General features: G+C 64.8%; 18 protein-coding genes, 1 tRNA gene and 1 pseudogene. 11 read left to right on the forward strand and 9 right to left on the reverse strand.

Annotated elements, in window-relative coordinates:
* Positions 1–51 precede the first annotated feature (51 nt).
* The 3 genes from ASD72_RS01690 to ASD72_RS01700 form a co-directional block, all read right to left on the reverse strand.
* A complete protein-coding gene (locus tag ASD72_RS01690; RefSeq protein WP_056878225.1) occupies positions 52–1,845 on the reverse strand; it encodes an acyl-CoA dehydrogenase C-terminal domain-containing protein in 1,794 nt (597 codons plus the stop codon).
* A gap of 38 nt (positions 1,846–1,883) precedes the next feature.
* On the reverse strand, positions 1,884–2,357 hold the full coding sequence (locus ASD72_RS01695) for an LEA type 2 family protein (RefSeq protein WP_056878479.1): 474 nt from the start codon (positions 2,355–2,357) through the stop codon (positions 1,884–1,886).
* 85 nt (positions 2,358–2,442) lie between these two features.
* On the reverse strand, positions 2,443–3,894 hold the full coding sequence (locus ASD72_RS01700) for a glycoside hydrolase family 30 beta sandwich domain-containing protein (protein WP_056878226.1): 1,452 nt from the start codon (positions 3,892–3,894) through the stop codon (positions 2,443–2,445).
* 219 nt (positions 3,895–4,113) lie between these two features.
* On the opposite strand from ASD72_RS01700, the gene ASD72_RS01705 reads away from it, so the two are divergent.
* The 4 genes from ASD72_RS01705 (at position 4,114) to ASD72_RS01720 (ending at position 12,361) form a co-directional block, all read left to right on the forward strand.
* Complete coding sequence (locus ASD72_RS01705) at positions 4,114–6,897, forward strand: TonB-dependent receptor (protein ID WP_056878227.1); 2,784 nt, start codon at positions 4,114–4,116, stop codon at positions 6,895–6,897.
* 132 nt (positions 6,898–7,029) lie between these two features.
* Positions 7,030–9,573 carry a glycoside hydrolase family 3 protein gene (locus ASD72_RS01710; RefSeq protein ID WP_235577900.1) on the forward strand — a complete coding sequence of 848 codons (2,544 nt, stop codon included), beginning with the start codon at positions 7,030–7,032 and terminating at the stop codon, positions 9,571–9,573.
* 124 nt (positions 9,574–9,697) lie between these two features.
* Positions 9,698–11,161: an MFS transporter gene (locus tag ASD72_RS01715; RefSeq protein WP_056878229.1), complete on the forward strand. Its 1,464-nt coding sequence runs from the start codon at positions 9,698–9,700 to the stop codon at positions 11,159–11,161.
* Between the two features lie 204 nt (positions 11,162–11,365).
* Positions 11,366–12,361: an alpha/beta hydrolase gene (locus ASD72_RS01720; protein WP_200948795.1), complete on the forward strand. Its 996-nt coding sequence runs from the start codon at positions 11,366–11,368 to the stop codon at positions 12,359–12,361.
* A 7-nt stretch (positions 12,362–12,368) separates the two neighbouring features.
* On the opposite strand, the gene ASD72_RS01725 is transcribed toward ASD72_RS01720, so the two are convergent.
* Entirely contained in the window at positions 12,369–12,689 is a 321-nt protein-coding gene (locus tag ASD72_RS01725) for a hypothetical protein (protein ID WP_155944415.1), read from the reverse strand.
* Positions 12,690–12,899: 210 nt separating this feature from the next.
* On the opposite strand from ASD72_RS01725, the gene ASD72_RS01730 reads away from it, so the two are divergent.
* From ASD72_RS01730 to ASD72_RS01750, 5 genes are all read left to right on the forward strand, one after another.
* Positions 12,900–13,415 carry a Rid family hydrolase gene (locus ASD72_RS01730; RefSeq protein ID WP_056878232.1) on the forward strand — a complete coding sequence of 172 codons (516 nt, stop codon included), beginning with the start codon at positions 12,900–12,902 and terminating at the stop codon, positions 13,413–13,415.
* A 66-nt stretch (positions 13,416–13,481) separates the two neighbouring features.
* A complete protein-coding gene (locus tag ASD72_RS01735; RefSeq protein WP_056878233.1) occupies positions 13,482–13,961 on the forward strand; it encodes a DUF4019 domain-containing protein in 480 nt (159 codons plus the stop codon).
* Between the two features lie 236 nt (positions 13,962–14,197).
* Entirely contained in the window at positions 14,198–16,009 is a 1,812-nt protein-coding gene (locus tag ASD72_RS01740) for a hypothetical protein (RefSeq protein ID WP_155944416.1), read from the forward strand.
* A gap of 23 nt (positions 16,010–16,032) precedes the next feature.
* Positions 16,033–19,257 carry an RHS repeat-associated core domain-containing protein gene (locus ASD72_RS01745; RefSeq protein WP_162250333.1) on the forward strand — a complete coding sequence of 1,075 codons (3,225 nt, stop codon included), beginning with the start codon at positions 16,033–16,035 and terminating at the stop codon, positions 19,255–19,257.
* Positions 19,254–19,580, forward strand: coding sequence for a hypothetical protein (locus ASD72_RS01750; protein ID WP_056878236.1), 327 nt, complete (start codon positions 19,254–19,256; stop codon positions 19,578–19,580). Before ASD72_RS01745 ends, ASD72_RS01750 begins: the two co-directional genes overlap by 4 nt.
* Before the next feature lie 428 nt (positions 19,581–20,008).
* Here ASD72_RS01750 and ASD72_RS01755 read toward each other — a convergent pair whose 3' ends face one another.
* Complete coding sequence (locus ASD72_RS01755) at positions 20,009–20,719, reverse strand: rRNA pseudouridine synthase (protein WP_056878237.1); 711 nt, start codon at positions 20,717–20,719, stop codon at positions 20,009–20,011.
* Positions 20,720–20,847: 128 nt separating this feature from the next.
* A tRNA-Phe gene (locus tag ASD72_RS01760) sits at positions 20,848–20,923 on the reverse strand.
* 178 nt (positions 20,924–21,101) lie between these two features.
* Between ASD72_RS01760 and ASD72_RS01765 the strand changes: the two genes are divergently transcribed.
* Positions 21,102–21,551: a DUF6491 family protein gene (locus ASD72_RS01765; RefSeq protein WP_056878238.1), complete on the forward strand. Its 450-nt coding sequence runs from the start codon at positions 21,102–21,104 to the stop codon at positions 21,549–21,551.
* Between the two features lie 17 nt (positions 21,552–21,568).
* Here the strand turns inward: ASD72_RS01765 and ASD72_RS01770 are convergent, their stop codons facing one another.
* The 3 genes and pseudogenes from ASD72_RS01770 to ftsY form a co-directional block, all read right to left on the reverse strand.
* Positions 21,569–21,838, reverse strand: a complete 270-nt coding sequence (locus ASD72_RS01770; protein ID WP_056878239.1) for an oxidative damage protection protein — start codon at positions 21,836–21,838, stop codon at positions 21,569–21,571.
* Positions 21,839–21,841: 3 nt separating this feature from the next.
* The gene (gene mutY, locus ASD72_RS01775) at positions 21,842–22,894 is read right to left on the reverse strand and encodes an A/G-specific adenine glycosylase (protein ID WP_056878240.1); all 1,053 of its coding nucleotides are present in this window, start codon (positions 22,892–22,894) and stop codon (positions 21,842–21,844) included.
* 93 nt (positions 22,895–22,987) lie between these two features.
* A pseudogene (gene ftsY / locus ASD72_RS01780) lies at positions 22,988–23,977 on the reverse strand (signal recognition particle-docking protein FtsY); the annotation flags it as partial.
* Positions 23,978–24,247: 270 nt separating this feature from the next.
* Between ftsY and ASD72_RS01785 the strand changes: the two are divergent.
* Positions 24,248–24,547 (forward strand): hypothetical protein, encoded by a 300-nt coding sequence (locus ASD72_RS01785; protein WP_056878242.1) that lies wholly within the window; start codon positions 24,248–24,250, stop codon positions 24,545–24,547.
* Positions 24,548–24,708 lie beyond the last annotated feature (161 nt).

The raw sequence follows: 24,708 nt of genomic DNA on the forward strand, positions 1-24,708 counted from the left end.
CGCGTATTTCGTCGGAGGAGCGCATGTCCTGCGCTCCTCCGGCATCCTGCGTCAGTCGCCGAAACGCGCGTCGTCCATCGCCATCAGTGTGTTCGCGCCGGATTCGATCGCGGCGGCATGCGCCAGCGTGCGCGGCAGGATGCGTGCGAAATAGAACCGCGCGGTTTCGCGCTTGGCCTGCTTGAAGGCATCGCCATGCGCGGAGGCATCGGCCGCGGCCACGCTGCGTGCCCACCAGTACGCCAGCACCACGTAGCCGGAATAGAAGAGGTAGTCGGTGCTGGCTGCGCCGATCTCTTCCGGATTCGTTGCCGCGCGCTCCAGCACCTTCTTCGTCAGGCCGGCCCATTCGGCGGCCTTCTGCTGTAGCGGATCGATGAACTCGCGCAGGGTCGCGTCGTCCTTGTGCTGCTGGACGAACACATGCACGTCGGCGAGGAACAGCTTCAGCCCTGCCGCCTGGGTGGCCGCCGTCTTGCGGCCCATCAGGTCCAGCGCCTGGATGCCGGTCGTGCCTTCGTACAGGGTCGTGATACGTGCGTCGCGCGCGAGCTGTTCCATGCCGTGCTCATGGATGTAGCCGTGGCCGCCGAAGCACTGCAGTGCGTGGTAGGTGTTCTCGATGCCCCACTCGGTCTGGCACGCCTTCGAGATCGGGGTGAGGAAGCTGACCAGCGTGTCCGCGCGCTCGCGCTCCGCCGGGTCTTCGGCGTGGTTGGCCACGTCGATCAGGCTGCCGGCATGCAATGCGAGCAAGCGACTGCCCTCGATCAGCGATTTGATCGTCAGCAGCATGCGGCGCACGTCGGGGTGGACGATGATCGGATCGGCCGGTTTGTCGGGAAACTTCGGGCCGCTGAGCGAACGCGTCTGCAGGCGCTCGCGCGCGTAGCGCAGCGCGTTCTGGTAGGCGCGCTCGCTGAGGCCGATGCCCTGCAGGCCCACGCCCAGGCGCGCGGTGTTCATCATGGTGAACATCGCCTGCAGGCCCTTGTGCGGCTGGCCCACGAGGTAGCCTTGGGCACCATCGAAGTTCATCACGCAGGTCACCGATGCCTTGATGCCCATCTTGTGCTCGATCGAGCCGCACGACAGCGCATTGCGCTCGCCGATGGTGCCGTCCTTCGCCACCTTGAACTTCGGCGTGACGAACAGCGAGATGCCCTTCGCGCCTGGCGGCGCATCCGGCAGCTTCGCCAGCACCAGGTGCACGATGTTGTCGGTCAGGTCGTGCTCGCCCGCGGTGATGAAGATCTTCGTGCCGGTGATCGCATAGCTGCCGTCGGCATTGGGTTCGGCCTTGGTCTTCAGCAGGCCCAGATCGGTACCGCAGTGCGGTTCGGTGAGGCACATCGTGCCGGTCCAGCGGCCTTCGACGAGCGGCTTCAGGAAAACCTCCTGCTGCCAGGCTTCGCCGTGGTGCTTCAGCGCTTCCACGGCGCCATGCGACAGCAGCGGGAAATTGCCCCAGGCCAGGTTGCTGGCGTTGACCAGCTCGTTGAGCGGGACGCCCATGGTATGCGGCAGGCCCTGGCCGCCGAAGTCCGGCGAAGCCGTCAGGCCCGTCCAGCCGCCCTCGACGAACTGCGCGTAAGCGGCCTTGAAGCCCGGCGGCGTGGTCACCTCGCCGGTGGCCTTGTCCAGCGTGCTGCCGATCTCGTCGCCCACGCTGTTGAGCGGGGCAAGCACGGTCTCGGAAAAGCGCGCGGCTTCGTCCAGCACCGCATCGAGGATGTCGCGCGTGGCGTCGGGATAGCCCAGGCGCTGGAACAGCGGTTCGACGCCCAGCACGTCGTACAGGGCGAAGCGGATGTCGGTGAGGGGGGCTTTGTAGGAAGCGCTCATGCAGGATCTCGGGATGCGGGGAAGGGGTGGTGTGCGGCTCAGCGCAGCACGCCGTCCAGGCCGGGAACAGGATTGAGGGTGTTGCGGGTATCGACGTCGAAGGTGCGGACCTTCTTGTCTTCAGGGGCTGCGCTGGCGGTGCCCTTCAAGGTGTAGGGCAGGGCACGGCGCCCGGCGAGTGCGTCGGCGACGACGATGCGCGCTGCGCTCGGAGGTGCGAAGGGGACGGAGACGACATCCGCCGACTCGGGGCCGACCGAAAGCCCAGGCGTCGCTTGCAGCGTGCCGGCGGCCTGGTCGCCCACCTGCACCTCGACCTTCACGGCATCGAAGCGCATCGGGATGCTGCTGTAGTTCTGCAGGCGCAGCTCCACGACCCATTGGCCGTCCGCCTTCACGGTGAGTTGCTGCACGCTGATGGCGGGGTCGGACACGCGCCGGACCATGCCGTTGCCGCAGCCGGCCAACAGGACCGACGCCAGCACCAGGCCCAGCAGGGGAATACGACGCATCATGCCGCGGCTCCATCATGGAAAGCGGCAGGATACTACGGCGTATGGCGGCCCGGGCGACGGCCGGGGCCGATGATGCGGCCGCTCAGTCTTGCTGCGCTGCGTCAGGCGTCCACACGAAGGTCGCCAGGCTGCGCGGAGGCAGCGTGTACGTGAAGCGACCACCGCCCTGCTCGACCGAGAACCGACGCGCCTGCTTGGCGGAGTTCGTGACGAGCAGTACCAGCGAGCCGTCGTCCGCGTTGCGGAAGGCCACGTTGTCCAGATCGCCGCCGGACTCGGTCGAGGCGATGCGGTGCGCGCCGGGACGCACGAACCGGCTGGCATGCGCCAGCGCGTAGTACTCGTCGGTACGGGTGATGGCGCCCGTGCGCGAATCGATGGTCACCACGCCGCGACACGTGTGGCAGCCGCCGGCATAGGGACCGTTGTTCTCGTCCAGCGCCAGGTTCCAGAACAACGCGCCGCGCGCCCAGTTCCGTGCGCTCCGGATGATGATGTTCTTCGCTTGCAGCGGTAGCCCGCCGCTGCGTACCGGTTCCCAGTCGCCGCCCGAACACTCGGTCATGTAGGCGTCCTTGTCGGGGAAGGCGTCGTGCACCGGCGACTGGGCCGTCACGTCGCCGCCGTAGCAGTGCCACGCCACCGCGCCGACATACTTGCCGGCGACGGGATCGGACAGCACGCCCAGCGGCTCCTCCGGCTTGTCCCAGTTGTGGTCCCAATCGAAGATCAACGGCCCGCTGCCGCGCTGCGCGATCATCGGCCCCAGATGGTCGCCGATCAACCGCGCGCGCGCAGGCGCGTTGAGGCGCATGCCCGGATAGTCCGTCGGTTCGTAGTCGGGCTCGTTCTGCACGGTCAGCGCGAAGATCGGAATGCCTTCGGCCGCGTACGCATCCACGTATTTCAGCAGATAGCGCGAGAACGCGTCGTAGTACTGCGGCAGCAGGCGACCCTTGACCAGGCTGTTGCTGTCCTTCATCCACCCCGGAGCGCTCCACGGCGACGCCATGATCTTCAGTTGCGGATTGATGGCGAGCATCTCGCGCGCCACCGGGATCACGTCGCCGCGGTTCTCGTCGATGCTGAAGTGCTTCAGTTCGGGATCCGGCTTGCCGTCCGGCGCGTCGTCGAGGCTGTAGTGATGGCGCGAGAAGTCCGACGCGCCGATGGTCAGGCGCGAGAAGCTCAAGCCCAGGCCGTCGCCCTCGCGACCGAACAACTCCTTCAGCAACGCATCGCGCTGGCCCGCGTCCAGCTTGTGCTGGATCAGCCAGGCGGAGGAATCGGTCAGCGACGCGCCGAAACCGACCATCTCCTGGAAGCGTTGCCCATCGTCGACGGCGATCGACCGTTTCGAGGCCTTCTCGTTCGCGAAGCGCGCCGCAGCCGACGGCTTCAATGCGGTCGCATGGTCGGCCGTGGTGATCCATACGGAGACGTCCTGCGCATGCGCGGACGACACCGACGCCGCTGCGAAGACGGCGATGCCGATGGTCAGCAGTCGTCGCTGCAAGGGGAAAAAACGCGTCATGGTAAGGGCCTCCCGTGGTGCGGATTCGATGCAGCGAATCCCTCCCGGAATCCGCGCTGGCGGGTGCTGCATTGCAGCGAAACAGTTCATGTGAAATGACGCACGTCGAGCAAATTCAATCCTGTGCGCGCGCTGCTTCGCGGGATGTTAGGAATTTGTTGACACTGCATTTGAGCTTGTATATGACAGCGCTGTCAACAACGGTCGGAGAGGGACCACATGCAGCACTCGAATCACACTGCGGGCATTGCCCCGCGCGCGCCGCGCCGCGTCCTGCGCAAACAGCATCTGGCCATGGCGTGCTGCCTGGCGCTCGCGCTCCCGATGGCGGCGCAGGCGCAGCAGGCCGCGCAGGCATCGTCTTCCGACCAGACTGTCGAGACGCTCGACACCGTGAAGGTCACCGGCATCCGCGCCGCCATCGCGACCGCCGTTGAAACCAAGAGCGAATCCACCTCGATCGTCGAGGCGATTTCCGCCGAAGACATCGGCAAGCTGCCCGACATCAGCATCGCGGATTCCATCTCGCGCCTGCCGGGCCTCGCCACGCAGCGCATCGACGGCCGCTCGCAGGTCATCAATATCCGCGGCATGTCCGAGCAGTTCGCCGGCACGCTGCTGAACGGGCGCGAGCAGGTGAGTACCGGCGACAGCCGCGGCGTCGAGTTCGACCAGTACCCGGCCGAGCTGATCAATGCCGTTACCGTCTACAAGACGCCCGATGCCGCATTGATCGGCCAGGGTCTCTCCGGCACGGTGGACCTGCAGACCATCCGCCCGCTCAGCCTGAGCGAGCGCCGCATCGTATTCAGCGGCCAGTACGAGGCCAATTCCTTCGGCAAGCTGAGCCAGGATGGAAACGACAAGGGCTATCGCGCGAGCGCGTCCTACGTGGACCAGTTCGCCAACGACACGGTGGGCATCGCGCTTGGCGTGGCCCGCATCAACTCGCCGTTCCAGGAAAAGCACTACAAGGCGTGGTGGTGGGCGGACATGGACGCGGTGGACTGGGGCGACCCGGCCCAGCCGGGCCGTCCGGCCAATGCCATCGCGCTGCAGGGTTCGGAAGGCTGGATCAAGTCGCGCGAACTGACGCGCGACGGCGTCATGGGCGTGTTCGAGTTCAAGCCGAACGACAGCTTCCACAGCATCCTGGACGTGTACTACTCCAAGTTCGACCAGGACGAGGTGATGCACGGCGCGATGTGGAGCAACGATCCCTGGGCGCCGGGTGGTGGTGTGTCGTACAGCAACGCGACGACCACCGACTACCAAGGCTATCCGGTCGTCACCAGCGGTACGTTGAACGGCGTACGCCCCGTCATCCGCAACGACAGCAACGTGCGCGAGGACAAGTTGTTCTCGGCGGGCTGGAACAACACGTTCGAGTTCGGTGAGATCTACACGTTGAAGACCGACCTGAGCTATTCGCGCGCCGAGCGCGAACAGTCGGCGCTGGAACTGTATGCGGGCCGGCTGGGCGGGCAGAGCATCGATTTCTCGATCCGGCCCGTGTCGGGTTTCAACCACTACGGCCTGCCCGACATGGCCGACCCCAATGCGGTGTACCTGTGGGACCCGCAGAACTGGGGCCATGACGGTCGCCTGGAGGATTCGTTCCAGAAGGACGTCATCAAGGCCGGTCGCGTCGAGCTGAATCGCACCGTCGAATCCGACTTCCTCCGCAGCTTCGACGTCGGCTTCAACTACAACCGCCGTACCAAGGAGAAGGTGGCGACGGTGTTCTTCGCCGATCTTCCCGATGGGCGCACGCCCACCCTGGTCGACGCGAGCCTGCTCTACTCGCCGACGTCGCTGGGCTTCGTGGGCATGGGGGACATCCTCAGCTTCAATCCCCGCGATCTGGTCAATCGCTACTACGACGTCTACGTCAGTGAGAGCAACGACGACCTGCGCAAGGACTTCATCGTCGAAGAAACGGTCAGGACGTTCTACGCCAAGGCCAATCTGGACATGGATGTGACCGATACCGTGCGCCTGCGGGGCAACGCCGGCTTCCAGTACATCCGCACCGACCAGCAGTCCACCGGTTTCAATGCGAACAACAGCACCGTCGTTGGCGCGCAGACGCTGGGCGCCAGCTACGGCGACATCCTGCCCAGCCTGAACCTGGTGCTGGATTTCGGCGACGGCTGGATGGTCCGCTTCGGCGCGGCCAAGACCCTGGTGCGCCCGCCGATCAACTACCTCAGCGCGGACAGTAGCGCATCGGTCAGTACGATCGCGCCGTTCGTGTGGTCGGGCAGCGGTGGCAATCCCACGCTGGAGCCCTACCGCGCGAACTCGTACGACCTGTCCTTCGAGCGTTATTTCGGCGAAGGCAACTACGTCAGCCTGGCCGCGTTCCACAAGAGCCTCGAGACGTACATCTACCGCAAGAATTTCCCCAACTGGGATTTCAGCGCGTACGACCCGGACGGACAGACGCCGATTTCCGATTTCGGCAACTACAGCACCTGGGCCAATGGCAGCGGCGGCTACATGCGCGGTCTGGAGCTCAGCGGTGCGATCACCGGCGATACCTTCCACGAATCGCTCGACGGGTTCGGTGCGCTGTTGAACGTGTCGTACACCGAGTCCTCGATCGATCCCGACGGTCCGGAGAATGGCGCCAGCACGGATACCATCCCGGGTCTGTCGAAGATCGTGGCCAATGCCACCGTGTACTACGAGAAGCACGGTTTCTCGGCACGTCTGAGCCAGCGCTATCGCGACGCTTACCGGGGTGAGTACAGCTCGCTGTTCGGCCAGCGCCAGATCCGCTTCACCAAGAGCGAGCGGACGATGGACATGCAGGTCGGCTACGAGTTCCCGGACACGAGCGCGTTGAGCGGCCTGTCGGTCCTGTTGCAGGTCAACAACCTGACCAACGAACCCTTCCGCACGGAAGTCAGCGAAAGCACGGGTACGGGGCTGCTGTTCCCGGAGGAGTACACGGAGTACGGCCGGCAGTACATGCTGGGCTTCCGCTACAAGCTGTGACCGCGCGTCGCGATTGAACGCCGCAGTACCTGACGGGATGCGGGGCATGCCCCCGCATCCCGTCGGATTTTTCGATGTGGCGCGGATCCTGTCGGGGATCGCGTGCGCGCCGCCAAACTGAGGGAGATACCCGTGAAGCCGATCCGAATGACCCTGCTGGGGGCCAGCCTGCTGGCGTGCCTGTCGTGTACCGCGCAGAAGGACGCCGAGACCAAGCCGGTCGCCGCAGCGGCCGATGCAACGGCCGAATTGAAGGACTGGCCGGCGCTGGAGAGCCGCTTCAAACAGGACCCTGCCATCGAAGCGCGCGTGGCGGAGATCCTGGCCAGCATGACGCTGGAGCAGAAGGTCGGCCAGATGGTGCAACCGGAGATCAAGGCGATCACCCCGGCCGACGTCCGCAAGTACTACATCGGTTCGGTGCTCAATGGCGGCGGTTCCTGGCCGGCGATGAACAAGCACGCCACGGTCGAGGATTGGGTCAAGCTGGCGGACGCCTATTACGACGCATCGATGTCCACCGACGCGAAGATGCCGGTGCCGGTGATCTGGGGTACGGATGCCGTGCACGGCCACAGCAATGTGTACGGTGCGACCATCTTCCCGCACAACATCGGCCTGGGTGCCGCGCACGACGTCGAACTGATCGAGCGCATCGCCGAGGCCACGGGGCAGTCCACGCGCGCGACCGGCGTGACCTGGACGTTCGCCCCGACGGTCGCCGTCGCGCAGAACGCGCGCTGGGGCCGTACGTATGAAAGCTATTCCTCGCAGCCGGCGCTGATCCGCGAGTACGCCGCGGCGTACGTGAAAGGCATGCAGGGCATGCTGGACAAGGACGGCAATGTCGTCGCCACCGCCAAGCATTTCATCGGCGACGGTGCGACCGATGGCGGCAAGGACCAGGGCAATGCGACGGTCACCCAGTCGCAGATGATCAACATCCATGGCCAGGGTTACTACGGCGCCATCGAATCCGGCGTGCAGACGGTGATGGCGTCGTTCAACAGCTGGAACGACGTCGCCGCCGGCAAGGACTACGGCAAGATGCATGGCACGCGCGACCTGCTGACGGTCGCGCTGAAGGAGAAGATGGGCTTCGACGGCTTCGTCGTTTCCGACTGGAACGGCATCGGCCAGGTGACCGGCTGCAGCGACGACAGCTGCCCGCAGGCGATCAATGCCGGCATCGACATGGTGATGGTGCCGGACAAGTGGAAGACCTTCATCGCCAACACCATCGCGCAGGTGAAGTCGGGCGAGATCCCGCAGGCGCGCATCGACGACGCCGTCACCCGCATCCTCCGCGTGAAGCTGCGCGCCCGTCTTTGGGAGCACAAGCCGTCCGCGAGCCAGTTCGCGGGCAAGCCGGAGTCGCTGGTGCACCGCGACCTGGCCCGCCGCGCCGCGCGCGAGTCGCTGGTGCTCCTGAAGAACGACGGTGCAGCGCTGCCGCTGAAGAAGGGCCAGCGCGTGCTGCTGGTCGGCAAGAGCGCGGACAGCATCTCCAACCAGACCGGTGGCTGGTCGCTCACGTGGCAGGGCACCGACAACACGAATGCCGACTTCCCGAACGCGGACAGCATCGCGGCGGGCCTGCGCGAGCAACTGGGAGAAGCCAACGTCATCCTGCGCGAGAGCGCCGAGGGCGTGGATCCGGCCAGCTACGACGTCATCGTCGCCGCCATCGGTGAAACGCCGTATGCGGAAACGAACGGCGATATCGTGCCCTCCGACTCGATGGCCCATAGCCGTCGTCATCCGGAAGACCTCGCGGTGCTGAAGACCGCCGCGGCGACGGGCAAGCCGGTGGTCACGGTGTTCCTGTCCGGGCGCGCGCTGTACGCCAACGACCTGATCAACCTGTCGAACAGCTTCGTTGCGGCATGGCTGCCGGGCACGGAAGGCAAGGGCGTTACCGATGTGCTGGTGGCGGGCGCCGATGGCAAGGCCGCGCACGACTTCCGTGGCAAGCTGACGTTCCCGTGGCCCGCCGTGGCCTGTCCGAATGGGGACAGCACGCCGCAGTTCGCGCTGGACAGTGGCCTGCGCTACGGCGACGCGAAGACGGTCGGCAAGCTGCCGGAGGATGCGGCGGCCAGCTGTGGCGAGGCCACCGCGCTGGGCATCTTCAAGCAGTCCGACATCGCACCCTTCACCCTGCAGATGGCTGCGGGCAATGAAGAGAAGGCGGTGGGTTCTGACATGAACGCCATCCAGCGCTGGCCGCAGGCCAAGCCGGCGCTGCAGATCGCCACCGTGCAGGTCAACACGCAGCAGGATGCCAAGGAAGTGACCTGGCTGGCGCCCGCGCGCTTCTTCGCCCGCAACCCGTCGAAGAACAACCTGGCCGCGATGGCGACCGCGCGCGGCGTGGTGCAGTTCGACGTCATCGTCAAACAGGCGCCGACCAAGCCGGTGCAGTTCACCGTGGGCTGCGGCGCGAACTGCGGCGCGAGCCTCGACCTGACCGCGACGTTCTCCGGGGCTGCCGTCGGCAAGAAGCAGACCGTCAAGGTCCCGCTGGCCTGCTTCGGCAAGCTGGGCGCCGATCTGACGGGCGTCGACACACCCTTCAGCATCACCGCCGACGCACCGTTCGCCGCTGCCTTCACCGACATCCAGGTGGTGGCCGGCGCCGCCGATGGGGCGGACGTGGTGAAGTGCGCCCAGTGACATCGGTGTGCCCCGTGGCCGGACGGCCGCGGGGCATCACTGACGCAGTGCAAGTTGCAATCGCGCGGCGGCTCCGTAGGCTGGCCGTTCCGTCCGGATTCCATACCAGCAGGCATACCAATCCATGACCACCCAACCCACCCGATGGTCGCAGTTCGGCGTGCTGATCAGCGTGTTCTTCTTCTGGGGTTTCGTTGCTGCCAGCAACGGCATCCTGATCCCGGTCTTCAAGAAGGCGTTCGATCTCACGCAGGCTCAGAGCATGTACGTGGCGATGGCGTTCTACGTCGCTTATACCGTGGGCTCGCTGATCTACGTCGCCGTGTCCAAAGCGATGGGTACCGACTTGCTCAATCGCATCGGATACAAGAACGGCATATGCATCGGCCTTGTGATCTCTGCCTTGGGCGCGCTGCTGTTCTACCCTGCCGCCAACACGGGGTCTTTCAATCTGATGCTCTCGGGCTTGTTTATCGTCGGGCTCGGCTTCTCGCTTCAGCAGATCGCCGCGAATCCCCTGGCAATCGTAATGGGCGATCCGCGAACCGGCGCACAACGGTTGACGATGGCGGGCGGCATCAACAACTTCGGTACCACGATTGGTCCGCTGCTGGTCAGTGTGGCCATCTTCGGTTCGGTCGCAGCCGGCAACACGGAAGCCAGCATCGAAAGCGTCAAGACGCCTTACCTGACATTGGGTGTTGCGTTCATCGTGGTGGCAATCTTCCTGAAGTTCTCATCCGTTCCCAACCATATCGATCTAGAGGAACTGTCCGAGAGCGAGGCGCAAGACAGCGCTAAGCTGATCCACAAGAAATCGGCGCTCTCCTACCCGCAGTTGGTGATGGGCATGATCGCGATTTTTTTGTATGTCGGCGTCGAGGTCTCCACGATCGACAACTTGCCTGCGTATCTGGAGCTGCCGACCGAGAAAGGCGGTCTCGGCCTTGAGACGTCGATGATCGCGCCCTTCGTGTCGCTGTATTGGGCCAGTCTGATGATCGGGCGCTGGAGTGGTGCCGCCGGCGCGTTCGACGTCAGCAATAGCGCCAAGAAGATGCTCATGCTCATCCTCCCTTACCTGGCCTTTGGTGTCTTCCTGGCAGTCAATGCCATCACTGGCCATGATCCCTCGCAGTTCTTCGGCTACGCGCTGGTGATCGTGCTGATGATTGTGGCGACGCTGGCCAGCAAGGGGAATCCTGCACGCATGCTGCTGTACTTCGCTGCGTGCGGTATCGCTGCGCAACTGATTGGCATGTTCACGACTGGCTGGACCAGCGTGGTCGCCTTCATCAGCGTGGGCCTGTTCTGCAGCACGATGTGGCCGTGCATCTTCACGCTCGCCATCACCGGCCTGGGCAACAAGACCAACCAGGGCAGCAGCCTGCTGATCATGATGATCATGGGCGGCGGCATCGTCAGTTGGCTGCAGGGTGCATTGGCCGACAAGGTCGGCATCCACTACAGCTTCATCGTCGGCGTGGCGTGCTTCGCCTACCTGGCGTTCTATGCCATCGCCGCGACACGTACGCTGCGCAAGCAGGGCATCGACCTGGACAAGCTGGCCGCCGGTAGCGGCCACTGAGTGCGGTGCGCGCCGGAGAGAGGCCGGCGCGCACCCCCCCAAAGCCACCGGGCCACTCTCCGCCCGGTGGCTTTTCTTTTGCGCAACGCCACCCCTTGCGCGGGGCACGCAAAGGAGGAACATCGTCGGCAGGTGCCGAGCGGAGGGGGGCGGATCATGGAAACGGAGGGCGGAAGCGGCCGGTGGCGCCGCCGATCGATCCGGTTGCTGGTTGTCATCGGCATCATCGGCGCGGGCATCTGGGTCGCCTTCCAGCTCAGCCCATGGCCATCGGTGCTGGCGATCCGCTGGGTTTTCGACCGGGGTGCGGCGGAGGCCAGCGACGCGCTCCGGAAGCACTTGCCAGCGGGCGTGACCGAGCAGCGCGGTCTCCGCTACGACGCGGGCGATCCCGACGCATGGATGGACGTGTACTTCCCGCCCCAGGTCCAGGGCAGCACCCAGCGCCTGACGACCGTGGTGTGGGTGCATGGTGGCGGCTTCGTTTCCGGGCGGCGCGAGGACATCGCCAATTACCTGCACATCCTCGCTGCGCGTGGTTTCGTCGTGGTGAACGTGGACTACAGCATCGCGCCAGGCGCGACCTGGCCCACGCCCACGCGCCAGCTCAATGCGGCGCTGGGCTATCTGCAACAACATGCCGGCGCGTTGAACATCGATACGTCACGCATCGTGCTGGCCGGTGACTCGGCGGGGGCGCAGATCGCTGCCGAAACGGCCAACGCCATCACGTCGCCTGCGCACGCCCAGCGCGTGGGGGTGTCGCCGTCGTTGCAGCCCGGGCAGGTGGCGGGCGTGCTGCTGTTCTGCGGCCCCTACGATACGGAACTGGTCCAGTGGGAGAGCCCCTTCGCAGGCTTCATGCGTACCGTCCTGTGGGCCTACACCGGACGCAAGGACTTCCGCGAGGATCCGCGGCTGGATACGTTCTCGGTGGTCCGGCACGTCACTCCCGCATTCCCGCCGGCCTTCATCAGCGCCGGCAATGCGGATCCCCTGGAGCCGCATTCACGCGCGCTCGCTGACGCCCTGCGTGCGAAGGGGGTACGCGTGGATGCGCTCTTCTTTCCCAAGGACTACGTCCCCGCACTGGCCCACGAGTACCAGTTCAATCTCGATAACGAAGCGGGCCAGCAGGCGATGGATCGCAGCGTCGCGTTCCTGGATGGTCTGGGCCGCGGCGCGGCCAAGCACCCTTAGGGCGGAGTCAGGCGGTGGCGGCGAACGGAACGACATCCAAGGGCCGCGTACTGCCGGCCGCTTGAGCACGTTGGCGATCGACGTGCCGGCACAACATGCCGGCGCGCTGTCGGGCCCACTGCGTCGCCCAGCCGATGGCGCGTTCTTCGCAGCGCACCGTCATTTCGAAGGGCGCGATGTCGCCGGCCTGCACCAGCATGCGCAATACCCGTCCGGCGTCGAGCGGCCGGACTTCGGCGATGGTGACGTCGTCCAGGTGCAGTTCGTAGCCCGTCGGGCCGCAGTGCCAGGCGAAACGCTCGGGGAGGGCGTGCTGGGCGTTCTTCATCACGATATCCAACGTGGAAGCTCCGGCTTGGGCTGCACAGACCTTGCGACAGGAGGTGTGCAGACGACGTCAAGCCGGAATGCAGCGTGGCCGACCGGCCCTACGGCAGTCCGCCGGTCGTGAACGGGGTGGGGCAGGCGTGACGGATGGGACATGGCGGGCGTGCGGGCGGCGGCAAGACTCGCGCTTCCCCCCACGGAGAGCCCACCCATGTCGCTGCGCCTGACCTGCCTGCTGCTGTCGCTCGCCACCTTGCCTGCGTTCGCGCAGGAAGCCCCTACGCGCGAACACTTCGCCCGTCCCGGCCAAGAGGCGGCGTACCACGACTGGCACTACACACCCGTGGTGAAGGTGGGCGACATGGTCATCGTGTCCGGCATTCCGGCTGCGGGTCCGGGCACCTACGAAGAGAAGGTGCGGCGGATGTTCGTGGCACTGGGCAAGGAACTGGAGCATGCCGGCGCCAGCTACGCCGATGTGGTCGAGCTGACCACCTTCCACACGGGCCCCACCGATCCGCAGGGCTTCCAGGCCGAGTTCGCGCGCTTCGCGCCGATCCATCACGAGTTCTTCCCCACGCACTACCCCGCATGGAGTGCGGTAGGCACCACCGCGTTGCTGTCGCCGGGTGCGGTGGTGGAGATGCGTGCGGTGGCGATGATCGGCTCGGGACGCGCACCGAAGGCGGATATTCCAAAGCCGCGCCCGCGTCCCGCGACGTCTTGAGGAAGCGGCCAAAGACAGAGCGCGGGGTAGGGTAAGCTGCGTTCCTGGGGATAGGGGGCGACGCGCATGAAAGCTTGGGTCACGGCATTGCTGGTGGCGTTGGCGCTGGCGGGCTGCAATTTCTCGTTCGATACAGGCGGCAAGCAGGAAGCGCTGCCGGACACGAGTGCGGGCACGCCCGAACTCCAACAGGCTGCGGACGCGGGCGCGCGCGCATACCTGCGCCTGATCGATGCCGGCAAGGATGATGAGGTCTGGGCGACCGCAGGGAATGGCCTGCACGAAACAACGAGCAAGCTCGTTTTCTCCAGCGCGCTGAAGATGGCGCGCGCCACGACCCTTCCCGACAAGCGCGAGGTCGCGGGTTACGAGTTCACGCCGAAGATCGACGCACGACTGCCCAAGGGCGACTACGTGGTGGTGGAGTACCGGAGCGTGGCCGGCAACGTCAGCGTCGTGGAAAACGTGGTGCTGCAGCACGAGGCCGGCGCGTGGAAGCTGATCGGCTACCACTTCAACAAGCGGGCGACGCTCGGGGGCGAGTAGGGCCGGGCGGTGATGTTCTCGCCGGTGATGCCGCGCGCGTGCCTGTGTCTATGTAGGCCCTGCGGGAACATGGCGGCAGGGATGCGAGCCAAGTAGGCCCTACATGCATTTACTTCGAGTTGGCTTCTTGTCAGAGCGCTACTGATGTGTACGCTAGTGCCGAGTTGTCGCCGCTCGAGTTATCGGGCCGGCATCGGGGTGTAGTCGCCGACAAGGCAGTCATAAGGGGATAGAGGATGCTTCAGTTGCGCATGGCCAGTGCAATGCTGGTCGGGATGGCTCTGCTTGTCGCGATGCCAACGGCGTCGGCCATCGATTCGATCAGCTACGGCGAACAGGTGATCGGCCCACAGAAACACGCGATCAACGTGCGTGCGCTGGGGCCTGACGCTTTCGGAGAAGAGATCAGCGCCTACACGGGCGGCATCTCTTTCAGCCAGACGGACGTGGCGCTGCCCGGCAACAATGCGCTGGAAGTCGCGGTGCGTCGCCGGCTGATCGTGGATGGCAACAAGTCGCCGTCAAAGCCGAACGACGAGAACCTGTGGCGCGGCTACATGTTCGGCGAGTGGGAGTTGGATCTGCCTTACCTGACAGGCATGTACTCCGAGACAGCCGGATGGGTTGTGAACACCACGACACCCAATGCGCGCTGTTCGTCTCCCGCGACGTTCAATCAGTTTCGTCCGAAGGATGTCTCGATAGGCGACGTGTACTTCACCAGCTACAACTTCTGGAACGGCATCAGTCTGAACGTCCCCGGTAGCGGAGAGCAGGGGTTGCTGCATCGGCCAGCAGGTGGCCCGTTGCCCATGCCGACCGGCAGCTGGACGCCTCTCACGACACGCAGCCAATGGCACTTCAGTTGCCTGTCGACCCTGCCGAGTGGGCAGGCGGGCGAGGGGTTCCTGGGGCTCGCACCTGACGGAACCAAGTACTGGTTCAACTGGATGGTGAGTTATCCAGAGCGGCCATTGCACGGTACTGCTGCGATGCTTTTGCAGAATGGGATTACCTTCAGAACGCACGCCGACCTGGTGCGTCGGAACTACAGGCTGTACGTGACACGGGTCGAGGATAGATTCGGAAACTGGGTCAACTACGGGTGGAGTGGCGCGAATCTCAATTCCATTACGGCCAGCGACGGCCGCAGTATCTCGCTCGCCTATGCCAACGGCCGGATCGCCTCCGTCACGGCAGGGTCCCAGGTGTTCCAGTACGCGTATGCCGATGGACTACTGTCCTCGGTGACCTTGCCTGATAGCAGCTCCTGGACATTCTCCACCTCGGCCATGGTCAATCTGGCGCGCTTTGTCCCCTTGTCCGACGCAAACCCCTTCGATCATCCGATGTCGTGCCAGTTGATGCGTCGCCTCAAAGGTGACGAAGCCGACATCGTCTTGACGCACCCGGCCGGCATCCAGGGAACTTTCAGGCTGGGCTACAAACGGCTTATGCGGACCAACCTGGATGGATCCACGATGGAGTGCGACTACATCAATGGTGTCGAGACCAATGGCGTGGCCTCCCCGACGACGTTCTGGTCCCATATGCCGCGTATCCCCAACCGGTCGGATGTGCTGGCGCTGAAGACGAAGACGATGGTGGGTCCTGGCGTGCCCAGTCAGGCCTGGACCTATCAACACGTCGATGCGTACGCGGTGACGCCGGGCTGGCCTGTCGCCGGGACGCGCACGGTGACGACGACCGATCCCGACGGCTCCAGCACCATCGAGGTCTATGGAACCGACGCGCTGGCCAACGAGGCGCAGCTGCTGAGCCAGGAGGCGCGTGACGGCCAGAACGTCCTGCTACGCCGGGTGGACAACACCTATGTGCAGACCTCCGAGATGGCGTCCATGCCATTCCCGGACTGGATGGGCCAGCCGCTGGCGTACGAGTTCATTCGCGGGCGCTCGGATTACAACCGACCCATGAAGCGTTCGGTGACCCGTCAGCAGGCGCGCGACTTCATCTATCAGGTGGACACGTTCGACGTACTGGTCCGTCCGAAACAAGTCACGCGCAAGAGCCAGCCCAGCCCATGAATTGCCTTCACAAGGAGAATGAAGTGAAGAGTCTTTCCGTAGCGAATCATCGGACTGGTGCGCCGACGACACTGGGTGTCGCCGTCCTGCTGGCCATTGCTGCTTGGGCGCCGCAACTGGCGCAAGCCCAGACCTACACGCGTACCGATCAGATCGTCTACCACGACAATCTGACCAGCTGGGTGTTGGGGCAACAGGTGTCGAGCACGAACACCAACACCGGTGTGGTCGAGTTCAAGACCGACTATGACCCGGTGACTGCGCTTCCTTTGCGCAGGTACGGCCCCGGTACGGCCGCGACGTCTGGCAAGCTCATACAGACCTCTACCTACTATGCCGACGGCACGCTGGCGACGGTCAAGGACGGCAACAACAACGTCGCCACGTTGACGGATTGGTATCGCGGCATCCCACGCAACATCCTGTATGCCGACAGTGCGGTGGAGAGCGCCATCGTCAATCCGCAGGGATGGATAACCTCGGTCACCAACGCGGCAGGCAGCAAGACCTGTTATGAGTATGACGCGATGGGACGGCTGTCCCGTGTTACCTATCCGTCGGAGACGACGGCCGGTGTATGCGATGCCTCCGCTTGGAACGAAGAAGTTCTGTACTTCGTTCCCACAACAGCGCAGTTCGGAATTCCCGCGGGACACTGGGCGCAGGTCCATACGCGCGGCGCGTACCGGAAGATCACGCACTTCGATGCGCTATGGCGCCCGATCTTCGTGCAGGAGGAGGGTGAGCCTGGCACCGTCCGTTTCACGCGGCAGGCCTTCGACCATGACGGTCGGGCGGTCTTCTCCTCGTATCCGGTTGCCAGTGCCTCGGCTATCACCGACCTGACGAAGGGAGCTTGGACCGTATATGACGCACTCGGGCGGGTGACGGCCTCTAGCCAGGACAGCGAACTGGGTCTACTCACCACGACAACCAATTATGCGCCGGGCTTCCAGACGCATGTGACCAATCCGCGCAACTACACCACGATCACCGAGTACCAGGCATACGATCAACCCAGCTACGACAGTCCTGCGGGGGTAACGCAGTCGGCCGGAGCGGATACCTCCGCAACGGAAATCCACCGCGATGTGTTCGGAAAGGTCCAGCGCATCCGCAAGCGGAATGCGGATGGCAGTCTGTTCGTGGATCGCCACTATGGTTACAACGACTATCAGGAACTTTGCCGCTCGCAGGAGCCGGAGACCGGCACGACGTTGATGGGGTACGACACCGCGGGCAACCTCAAGTGGTCGGCTTCAGGTTTGCCGGCGGGCCAGGCGTGCGAGAGCAACGGGACGACCACTGCAGTCGCAGCCAGGCGCAGCGATCGTACCTACGACAATCGTAATCGCCTGCAAGACCTTGCCTTCCCGGGAGGAAGCGGCAACCAGACGTGGCAGTACTGGGCTGATGGCCTGCCTCGCAAGATCACCACGCACAACGATGGCCTGAACGCGGGTGTGGTCGAGAACGACTATGTCTACAACAAGCGCCGCCTGCTGACGGGTGAGAGCTCCACGCAGTTGGGCTGGTATACGTGGGGCTTGGGCTACGGATACGACGGCAACGGTAGCTTGTCCACGCAGACGTATCCCACGGGATTGGTGATCAGTTACGGCCCCAACGCGCTGGGGCAGGCGACTCGTGCCAGCGATCAGACCGGCTACAGCTATGCATATGGGGCTACCTACTATCCGAATGGCGCGCTGAAGCAGTTCACGTACGCTAATGGCCTGACGCACTCGATGACGCAGAATGCGCGTCAGTTGCCCGACAGGGTCACGGGAAGTGGATTGGCGATGGACTTCAGCTACCGCTACGACGCCAACGGCAACGTCAACCAGATTTACGATCACGTCCCCGACATGATCCCGGGCAGCTCGCCGAAGTACCGGCTCATGGAGTACGACGGACTGGATCGCCTGACCGCGGCGGGCTCAGCCATGTTCGGCGGAGACCACTGGCATCGCTTCACCTATGACGCTCTGGACAATATGAAGTCCTGGAAGCTGGCGGGTATCAAAGACTATGCGGAGTACGTCTATACCCAGAACCGCCTGACCAATATCAAGAACAGCGCACACGCAAGTATTGTTGGCCTGGACTACGACGTGCAGGGAAATCTGGCGAACAAGAACGGTCAGGCTTACCTGTTCGACTATGGCAATCGGTTGCGCTCGATCGTCAACAAGGAAAATTATCGTTACGACGGCCATGGCCGGCGGGTGCTTGCCTGGGAAGTGGCCAGCACCCAGAGCATCCTGTCGATGTATGCCAACGGCGGGCAGCTGATGTATGAGGAGAACTATCGCCCGAATGCTCAGAAGGCAACCGAACATATCTACCTTGCAGGAAGCATCATTGCGAGCCGTGACCGCGGTATCGTCACCAACGTGTACTCGAAAAAGTACCAGCACACGGATGCACTTGGAAGTCCGGTGGCCGTGACGAATGAAGCCGGCACTGTCATCGAGCGCAATGACTACGAGCCTTACGGCGCCGTGATTGGCAAGCCGAACTACCAGGGCATCGGCTACACGGGGCATGTGCAAGATGGGGCTACCGGGCTGACGTATATGCAGCAGCGGTATTATGATCCGCAGGTGGGGGTGTTTCTCAGCGTCGATCCGGTGACCGCTTATGACAAGGGCGATTACCGGTTCTTCAACCGCTACGCCTACGCCTTCAACAACCCGTATAAGTTCACCGACCCGGATGGACGCTGCCCTTCCTGTGCTGGTGCAGCCATCGGCTTTGGTCTTGACTTGGCAATACAACTAACCGAGATGGCGATGGGGGCTCGCACGGAAATCAGCGGCACAAGTCTCCTTGTTTCGGCGGGGAGCGGAGCGCTTGGTGTTGGGCTTGCTGGTAAGTTTGGGCAGATAGGAGGAATGGTTGTTGATGCGGCTATAAGCGCGGGTTCTACTGCTGCGAAGGGCGAGCAAGTTACAGTTCTTGGAGTGGTGGCCGATGTCGCTTTGGGGAAGGCCGGTGGCGACATGGCTGCCAAAGCAATCACAGGCTCTGCGAGCCACAAAGTTGCGCAGCGTCAAGCTGGCCGCCTTCAGCGCATAGGAGATAAACCCGGCGCGAGGACTGCTCAGCAGAAAAGAGCGCGGTCTGCGGGACCTGCGCTCAAACAGGATGTCGCGCAGAAGTCAGCTCAAGCAGGTGTAGTGGCGGCAGGTGCAGGACAAGCCGTTGTCAAAGATGTAGAGCGCAGGATTGAGGATGAGAAATGAGGCGCGCCTATCGGTTTGTAGCGTGGGCATCGCTCTTGACTTTGCTGATTGTGTTTTTGGCCTTAAAACACGGCGAAGAACCGGTGCTGATCGTCGCTCTTATGCTTGTGTGTGCTTATTTGAATGTGATGTTCATGGCCGCTCCTTTGAAAGCGTTCAAGCAACGCGATAGCAAAAGCATCTTCATTGCTGTCGGGACATTGTTGACCAATGTTGCCTCGCTATATTTCACGGACTTTAGTCTCCTGACCGCAGTTGTGGTTTGGCTGCCAGCAGTCGCCGGAATCCTTGCTGTTGCGCTTCTTCGTGATAAGCGGGGCTGATAGTTAAGGTTGTTGTTGGTGAGTTTGTTGGTGGCTACAGCGCCGGCCGGAAACGGGGGGCGGAAACAGGAGTGGAAACAGGGGTCAGAGTGCATTTTCCGACAATGCGTAGTGGCAACTCCTGACCTCCAGCCGCGCGCCCCGCTGCTTCTCGATTTGCAGGTCGCCGCACACAATGCCCTCCAGAGCATGGAGGGACGGAGATGCCAAGAACGAAGCGCCTGGATTTGCCGGGAGTTGCGCAGCACGTGGTGCAGCGAGGGAACGACAGGCGGGCGTGCTTCTTCCGGCAAGAGGACTGCCCGCGTTATCTGCAGGATCTACGGGAAGCCGCGCTCAAGTTCGAGTGCCGTGTGCATGCCCACGTGCTGATGACCAATCACGTCCAACGACGCAGGGTCGTTGTCCGCGTTCTTTGCGGGAAAGGCCTAGAACCGCACGCCCACCGGCAGATAACGCCACTGTCCCACCGGTACTTTCGCCAGCGCGACCCGGCCGATCCGCAGGCGGCGGATCGACACCACCTCCAGCCCGCCTTCGCGGCAACGATGGCGCAGCTCGCCGGGTTGCACGTTCTTGATCGCGAATCGCAGCCGCACCTCGTTCTGCCAGCTGACCTTGCACGGCGCCAGCCCGGTGCCCTGGTACGTGCTCACATGGCCGATGCGGCTGAGCGTGTACGGGCCGGTTTCGCCGCGGACTTCCACTACGAACTCCTGCTCGACCTGCGCATAGTCCTCGGTCAGGCGGCGCCATACGCGACCATCCTGGCTGAGCACCATCAGCCCGCTGGCCTCGGTATCCAGCGGCACCAGCGCGGTGAGGCGGTGGAGGTGGCGTTTCAACGGACGGACGCCGCTGTCGTCGTCCGTCATGTGCGTGGCGGGCACCGCCAGCGCAGCGGCATCCTGCCAGGCGATTCCTTCGGGCTTGTGCAGCAGCAGCGTGGCGGGCTCACCCGCGCCGAGTTCGGCCGCCGGATCGATGTCCACCCGCTCGGTGGTGACGGGGTGCTGTGGCGCCTCTACCGTTTCGCCATCCACCTTGACCCAGCCGCCTTCGATGTAATGCTCGGCTTCGGCGCGCGAGCAGCCGGTCAGTTCTGCAACGCGCTTGGCAAGGCGGATAGGCTCGGACATGGGGGCCGGATGTCTCGGGGTGGGAGGAGGTCGCGCCGCGACGGACGGGGCCCGCAGCGAGGCGCAACGGAGCGAGGCCGGCGAACACGAAAAAGGCCTGCATCGCTGCAGGCCTTCCGGAATCGATATGGTGGCCCGGGGCGGATTCGAACCACCGACACGCGGATTTTCAATCCGCTGCTCTACCAACTGAGCTACCAGGCCAGGATCTGTCGCAGGACGGCCGAGCCGGTGCGAAGGCCGCAAATGATACGGATCGGCGCGGGGGATGGCAAGCCGCACCCGGGCTGAATGCGTCGCGGACTGCCCTGCGCCGCCTGTCCACCGCGGGCGCATCATCGGCGTTATCGAGGGCCCGCCCCGGAACGACAGGAGTCCGACCATGAAACCCATGATTCCCTTGGCCCTGCTGGCCGCCACCCTGCTGGCAGGCTGCGCCACCGGCAAACTGGGCACCGCCGAGAAACTGGCCCTTTACCGCGACCATGCTGGCGAGCCGGTCAAGGATTTCCGGTATCTGGGCCACCTCAACGGCTGGGCCCCGATCGGCGATTCGGCGCTGGCCGTCTGGACCAAGCCGAACGAGGCCTACCTGCTGGAGTTCGCCGGCCGCTGCCAGGACCTGGAATACGCGACGGCGATCAGCATCACGCAGTTCGCCAATCGCGTGAACGCGCGCTTCGATGACGTCCTGCCGGTAGGCCCGGGCACGTCCAGCATCAAGATTCCCTGCCGCATCGATACCATCCGTCCCTTGGACGTGAAGGCCCTGCGCGCCAGCGAGAAGGAATTGCGCGAGGCGTCCGCGGTCGAGCGCCAGACGAAGAACTGACGGCGCGTCGGCGCCGGTTACGGCGTCGGGACGTAGCCCGCCGGCTTGTCGGCGCCACCGCCGAACAGGAACTTCTCCAGTTCCGCCTCCAGGAACGCGCGATGCTTGGGATCGCGCGGCGACAGCCGGTTCTCGTTGATCAGCATGGTCTGGTGCGCCAGCCACGCCGCCCACGCAGGCTTGCCGACATTCGCGAAGATGCGTTTGCCCAGCTCACCGGGATAGGGCACGAAATCGAGGCCTTCCGTTTCGCGGTGTTCGTACTGGCAGAAAACGGTGCGGGCCATCGGTCAATTCCCTAGCAGTTTGCGGATCGGCGCGGGCAGGCCCAACGTGGCGAGTTCGCCTCGCGCCACCCAGCGCAGACCGTCATTGTCGCGCACCCGGTCGCGCAGGGCGACCTTGCGCAGGCGCAACGGCTGAAGGTGCAGCCGATAGTGGCTGAAGGTGTGCACGACCACCGGCAGGTCTTCCGCCGCGTCGTACTTGCCTTTCATCTCCTGCGCGAACCAGTCGCGCATGCCGGCATCGGTGTCGGCCTGCGGCAGCGTCCACAGCGAGGCCCAGATGCCGGTTTCCGGGCGCCGCTGCAGCAGGATCTCGCCGGCCGCGTTCTCGAGCCATAGCGCGACGGCCTCGCGTTCGGGCAACACCTTCGACGGCTTGGCGGTGGGCAGCACGGCCGTGAGTCCGTCGCGGCGTGCGACGCAATCGTCCTGCACCGGGCACACCACGCATGCCGGTTTGGCGCGCGTGCACAGCGTGGCACCGAAATCCATCTGCGCCTGCGTGTAGTCGGCCAGGCGTCCGTCCGGCACGTGGCGCAGGTGTTCGTCGGCCAGTGCCCACAGCTGCTTTTCCACCGCGGGCAGGGCTGGCCAGCCGGCGATGCCGTGGAAGCGCGTCAACACGCGCTTGACGTTGCCGTCGAGGATGGGGAAGCGGTCGTTCCAGGCTTGCGCCAGGATCGCGCCCGCCGTGCTGCGGCCGATGCCGGGCAGCGCGTGCAGCGCCTCGAAATCGCGCGGCAGGTCGCCACCTTGCTCAGCGACGCAGGCTTTCGCCGCGGCGTGGAGATTGCGGGCGCGGGCGTAATAGCCGAGCCCGGCCCAGTGCGCCATCACGTCATCGGTGGAGGCAGTCGCCAGGTCGCGCAGGGTGGGGAAGCGGTCGATGAAGCGCAGGAAATACGGGATGACCGTGGCCACCTGCGTCTGCTGCAGCATGATTTCCGACAGCCACACGCGGTACGGCGTGCGCGGATGCTGCCAGGGCAGGTCGTGGCGGCCGTGCCGGTCGAACCACGCCAGCAGGCGTTGCGGGAAAGAGGGGGTGTCGCTCATCCGCCGCGACCAGTGGGAGCGACGTCAGTCGCGATGACGCCATCGTGGCGGCCGATCGCGACTGACGTCGCTCCCACGAGGAGCGGGTCGATGTCAGCCGCCACCCAGCGCTTCCGGCAGCAGCGCATCCACGAAGGATTCCGCGTCGAACACACGCAGGTCCTCCACGCGCTCGCCGATGCCGGCGTAGCGGATCGGGATGCCGAACTCGCGCGCCAGCGCGAACACCACGCCGCCCTTGGCCGTGCCGTCGAGCTTGGTGACGACCAGGCCGGTGACGCCGACCGCGGCGTGGAACTGGCGCAGCTGCGACAGCGCGTTCTGCCCGGTGGTGCCGTCGATCACCATCAGCACCTCGTGCGGTGCGGTGTCGTCGATCTTGCCGAGCACGCGACGGATCTTGCCCAGTTCGTTCATCAGGCCGGTCTGCGTGTGCAGGCGGCCGGCGGTGTCGGCGATCAGCACGTCGAAGCCGCGCGACTTGGCCGACTGCAACGCGTCGAACGCCACCGACGCAGCATCCGCGTCCTGGCCCTGCGCGACCACGGGCACGCCGTTGCGTTCGCCCCAGGTCTGCAACTGCGCCACGGCTGCGGCGCGGAAGGTGTCGCCGGCGGCCAGCATCAGGCTGTGGCCATCCTGCTTGAAGCGGCGCGCGAGCTTGCCGATGGTCGTCGTCTTGCCCACGCCATTGACGCCGACGGTCAGCACGACGAAGGGCTTGCGGCTGGCGTCGATCGCCAGCGGCTTGGCGACCGGCGTGATCAGCGCGATCAGGTCCGCGCGCAGCGCCTTCAGCAGCGCTTGCGCATCGGCGAACTCGCGCTCCTTCATCCGCTTGCGCAGGTCTTCGATGATCGCCGTGGTGGCGGGTACGCCCACATCGGCGGTCAGCAGTGCGGTTTCGATCTCGTCCAGCAGGTCGTCGTCCAGACGCGGATTGCGCGTGAACAGGCCGGCCAGGCCGAGCGCGGCGCTGGTGCGGCGCAGGCGGTCGCGCCAGCCCGACTTGCCGGCCGCGGCCGCGGGCAGGGCATCGGGCTCGGAGACTTCAGGTGCGGGTGTGGCCACGTCCGGCGACGCGAGCGTCGGTTGATCCGCTTCGACGGCGTCCGACAGCGATTCACCCGGCGCGCGCGGAAGCGCGGCGGCGAGGTCTTCGGTGCTGGGGCGGGGCGGGGCGGCGTCCGGGCCGTCCTGAGGCTTCTTGCGGCGGAAAAAACCGATCATTTCAGGGGGTATCTCGAAGAGAGCGACATGCTACCACCCGTCCGTCGGCGGGCCGTGGACGCCGGGCTAAAGTGGGGTCGACCGCGGCCGATATCGAGGCTGGATACCCTGCGGAGTCATCGCATGACCCCCATCGCCGGCATCGCCACCTCGGGACTGCGCGCCGCCTCGCTCGGCATGCAGGCCGCCGCGCACAACATCGCCAACCTCGCCACGCCGGATGCAGCGCGGCAGGGCGTGGCCTTGTCCGCCGGTCCTGGCAACGGGGTGTCCGCGACGGTGGTCGGCGCCCAGGCCGACCCCGCGGCACCGGTCGAGGACATCGGCGCCATGCTGTCGTACCGGACGATGTTCGGCGCCAACCTGTTCGTCCTGAAAGTCGCCGACCAGACGCTGGGCAGCCTGCTCGACGTCAAGGCTTGAACCACCCCACGTAGCCCGGGTAGAGCGCAGCGAAACCCGGGGCTGTCCGCGCGATGGTTTCGATGGTGTTGGCGGGACTGCGGGTCCCCGGGTTTCGCCTTTGGCTCTAGAGCGCAGCGAAACCCGGGGCTGTCCGCGCGATGGTTTCGATGGTGTTGGCG

Origin of the sequence: Pseudoxanthomonas sp. Root630, from assembly GCF_001427585.1 — a bacterium.
Lineage (GTDB): Bacteria > Pseudomonadota > Gammaproteobacteria > Xanthomonadales > Xanthomonadaceae > Pseudoxanthomonas_A.

What these genes read in the sequence shown, in the direction of transcription:
- ASD72_RS01735 (WP_056878233.1), top strand. Translation starts at nt 13,482, where the DNA reads ATGAAAGCTTGGGTCACGGCATTGCTGGTGGCGTTGGCGCTGGCGGGC.
- ASD72_RS01715 (WP_056878229.1), top strand. Translation starts at nt 9,698, where the DNA reads ATGACCACCCAACCCACCCGATGGTCGCAGTTCGGCGTGCTGATCAGC.
- ASD72_RS01765 (WP_056878238.1), top strand. Translation starts at nt 21,102, where the DNA reads ATGAAACCCATGATTCCCTTGGCCCTGCTGGCCGCCACCCTGCTGGCA.
- ASD72_RS01750 (WP_056878236.1), top strand. Translation starts at nt 19,254, where the DNA reads ATGAGGCGCGCCTATCGGTTTGTAGCGTGGGCATCGCTCTTGACTTTG.
- ASD72_RS01755 (WP_056878237.1), bottom strand. Translation starts at nt 20,719, where the DNA reads ATGTCCGAGCCTATCCGCCTTGCCAAGCGCGTTGCAGAACTGACCGGC.
- ASD72_RS01785 (WP_056878242.1), top strand. Translation starts at nt 24,248, where the DNA reads ATGACCCCCATCGCCGGCATCGCCACCTCGGGACTGCGCGCCGCCTCG.
- ASD72_RS01700 (WP_056878226.1), bottom strand. Translation starts at nt 3,894, where the DNA reads ATGACGCGTTTTTTCCCCTTGCAGCGACGACTGCTGACCATCGGCATC.
- ASD72_RS01695 (WP_056878479.1), bottom strand. Translation starts at nt 2,357, where the DNA reads ATGCGTCGTATTCCCCTGCTGGGCCTGGTGCTGGCGTCGGTCCTGTTG.
- ASD72_RS01705 (WP_056878227.1), top strand. Translation starts at nt 4,114, where the DNA reads ATGCAGCACTCGAATCACACTGCGGGCATTGCCCCGCGCGCGCCGCGC.
- ASD72_RS01690 (WP_056878225.1), bottom strand. Translation starts at nt 1,845, where the DNA reads ATGAGCGCTTCCTACAAAGCCCCCCTCACCGACATCCGCTTCGCCCTG.
- ASD72_RS01730 (WP_056878232.1), top strand. Translation starts at nt 12,900, where the DNA reads ATGTCGCTGCGCCTGACCTGCCTGCTGCTGTCGCTCGCCACCTTGCCT.
- mutY (WP_056878240.1), bottom strand. Translation starts at nt 22,894, where the DNA reads ATGAGCGACACCCCCTCTTTCCCGCAACGCCTGCTGGCGTGGTTCGAC.
- ASD72_RS01740 (WP_155944416.1), top strand. Translation starts at nt 14,198, where the DNA reads ATGCTTCAGTTGCGCATGGCCAGTGCAATGCTGGTCGGGATGGCTCTG.
- ASD72_RS01725 (WP_155944415.1), bottom strand. Translation starts at nt 12,689, where the DNA reads ATGAAGAACGCCCAGCACGCCCTCCCCGAGCGTTTCGCCTGGCACTGC.
- ASD72_RS01770 (WP_056878239.1), bottom strand. Translation starts at nt 21,838, where the DNA reads ATGGCCCGCACCGTTTTCTGCCAGTACGAACACCGCGAAACGGAAGGC.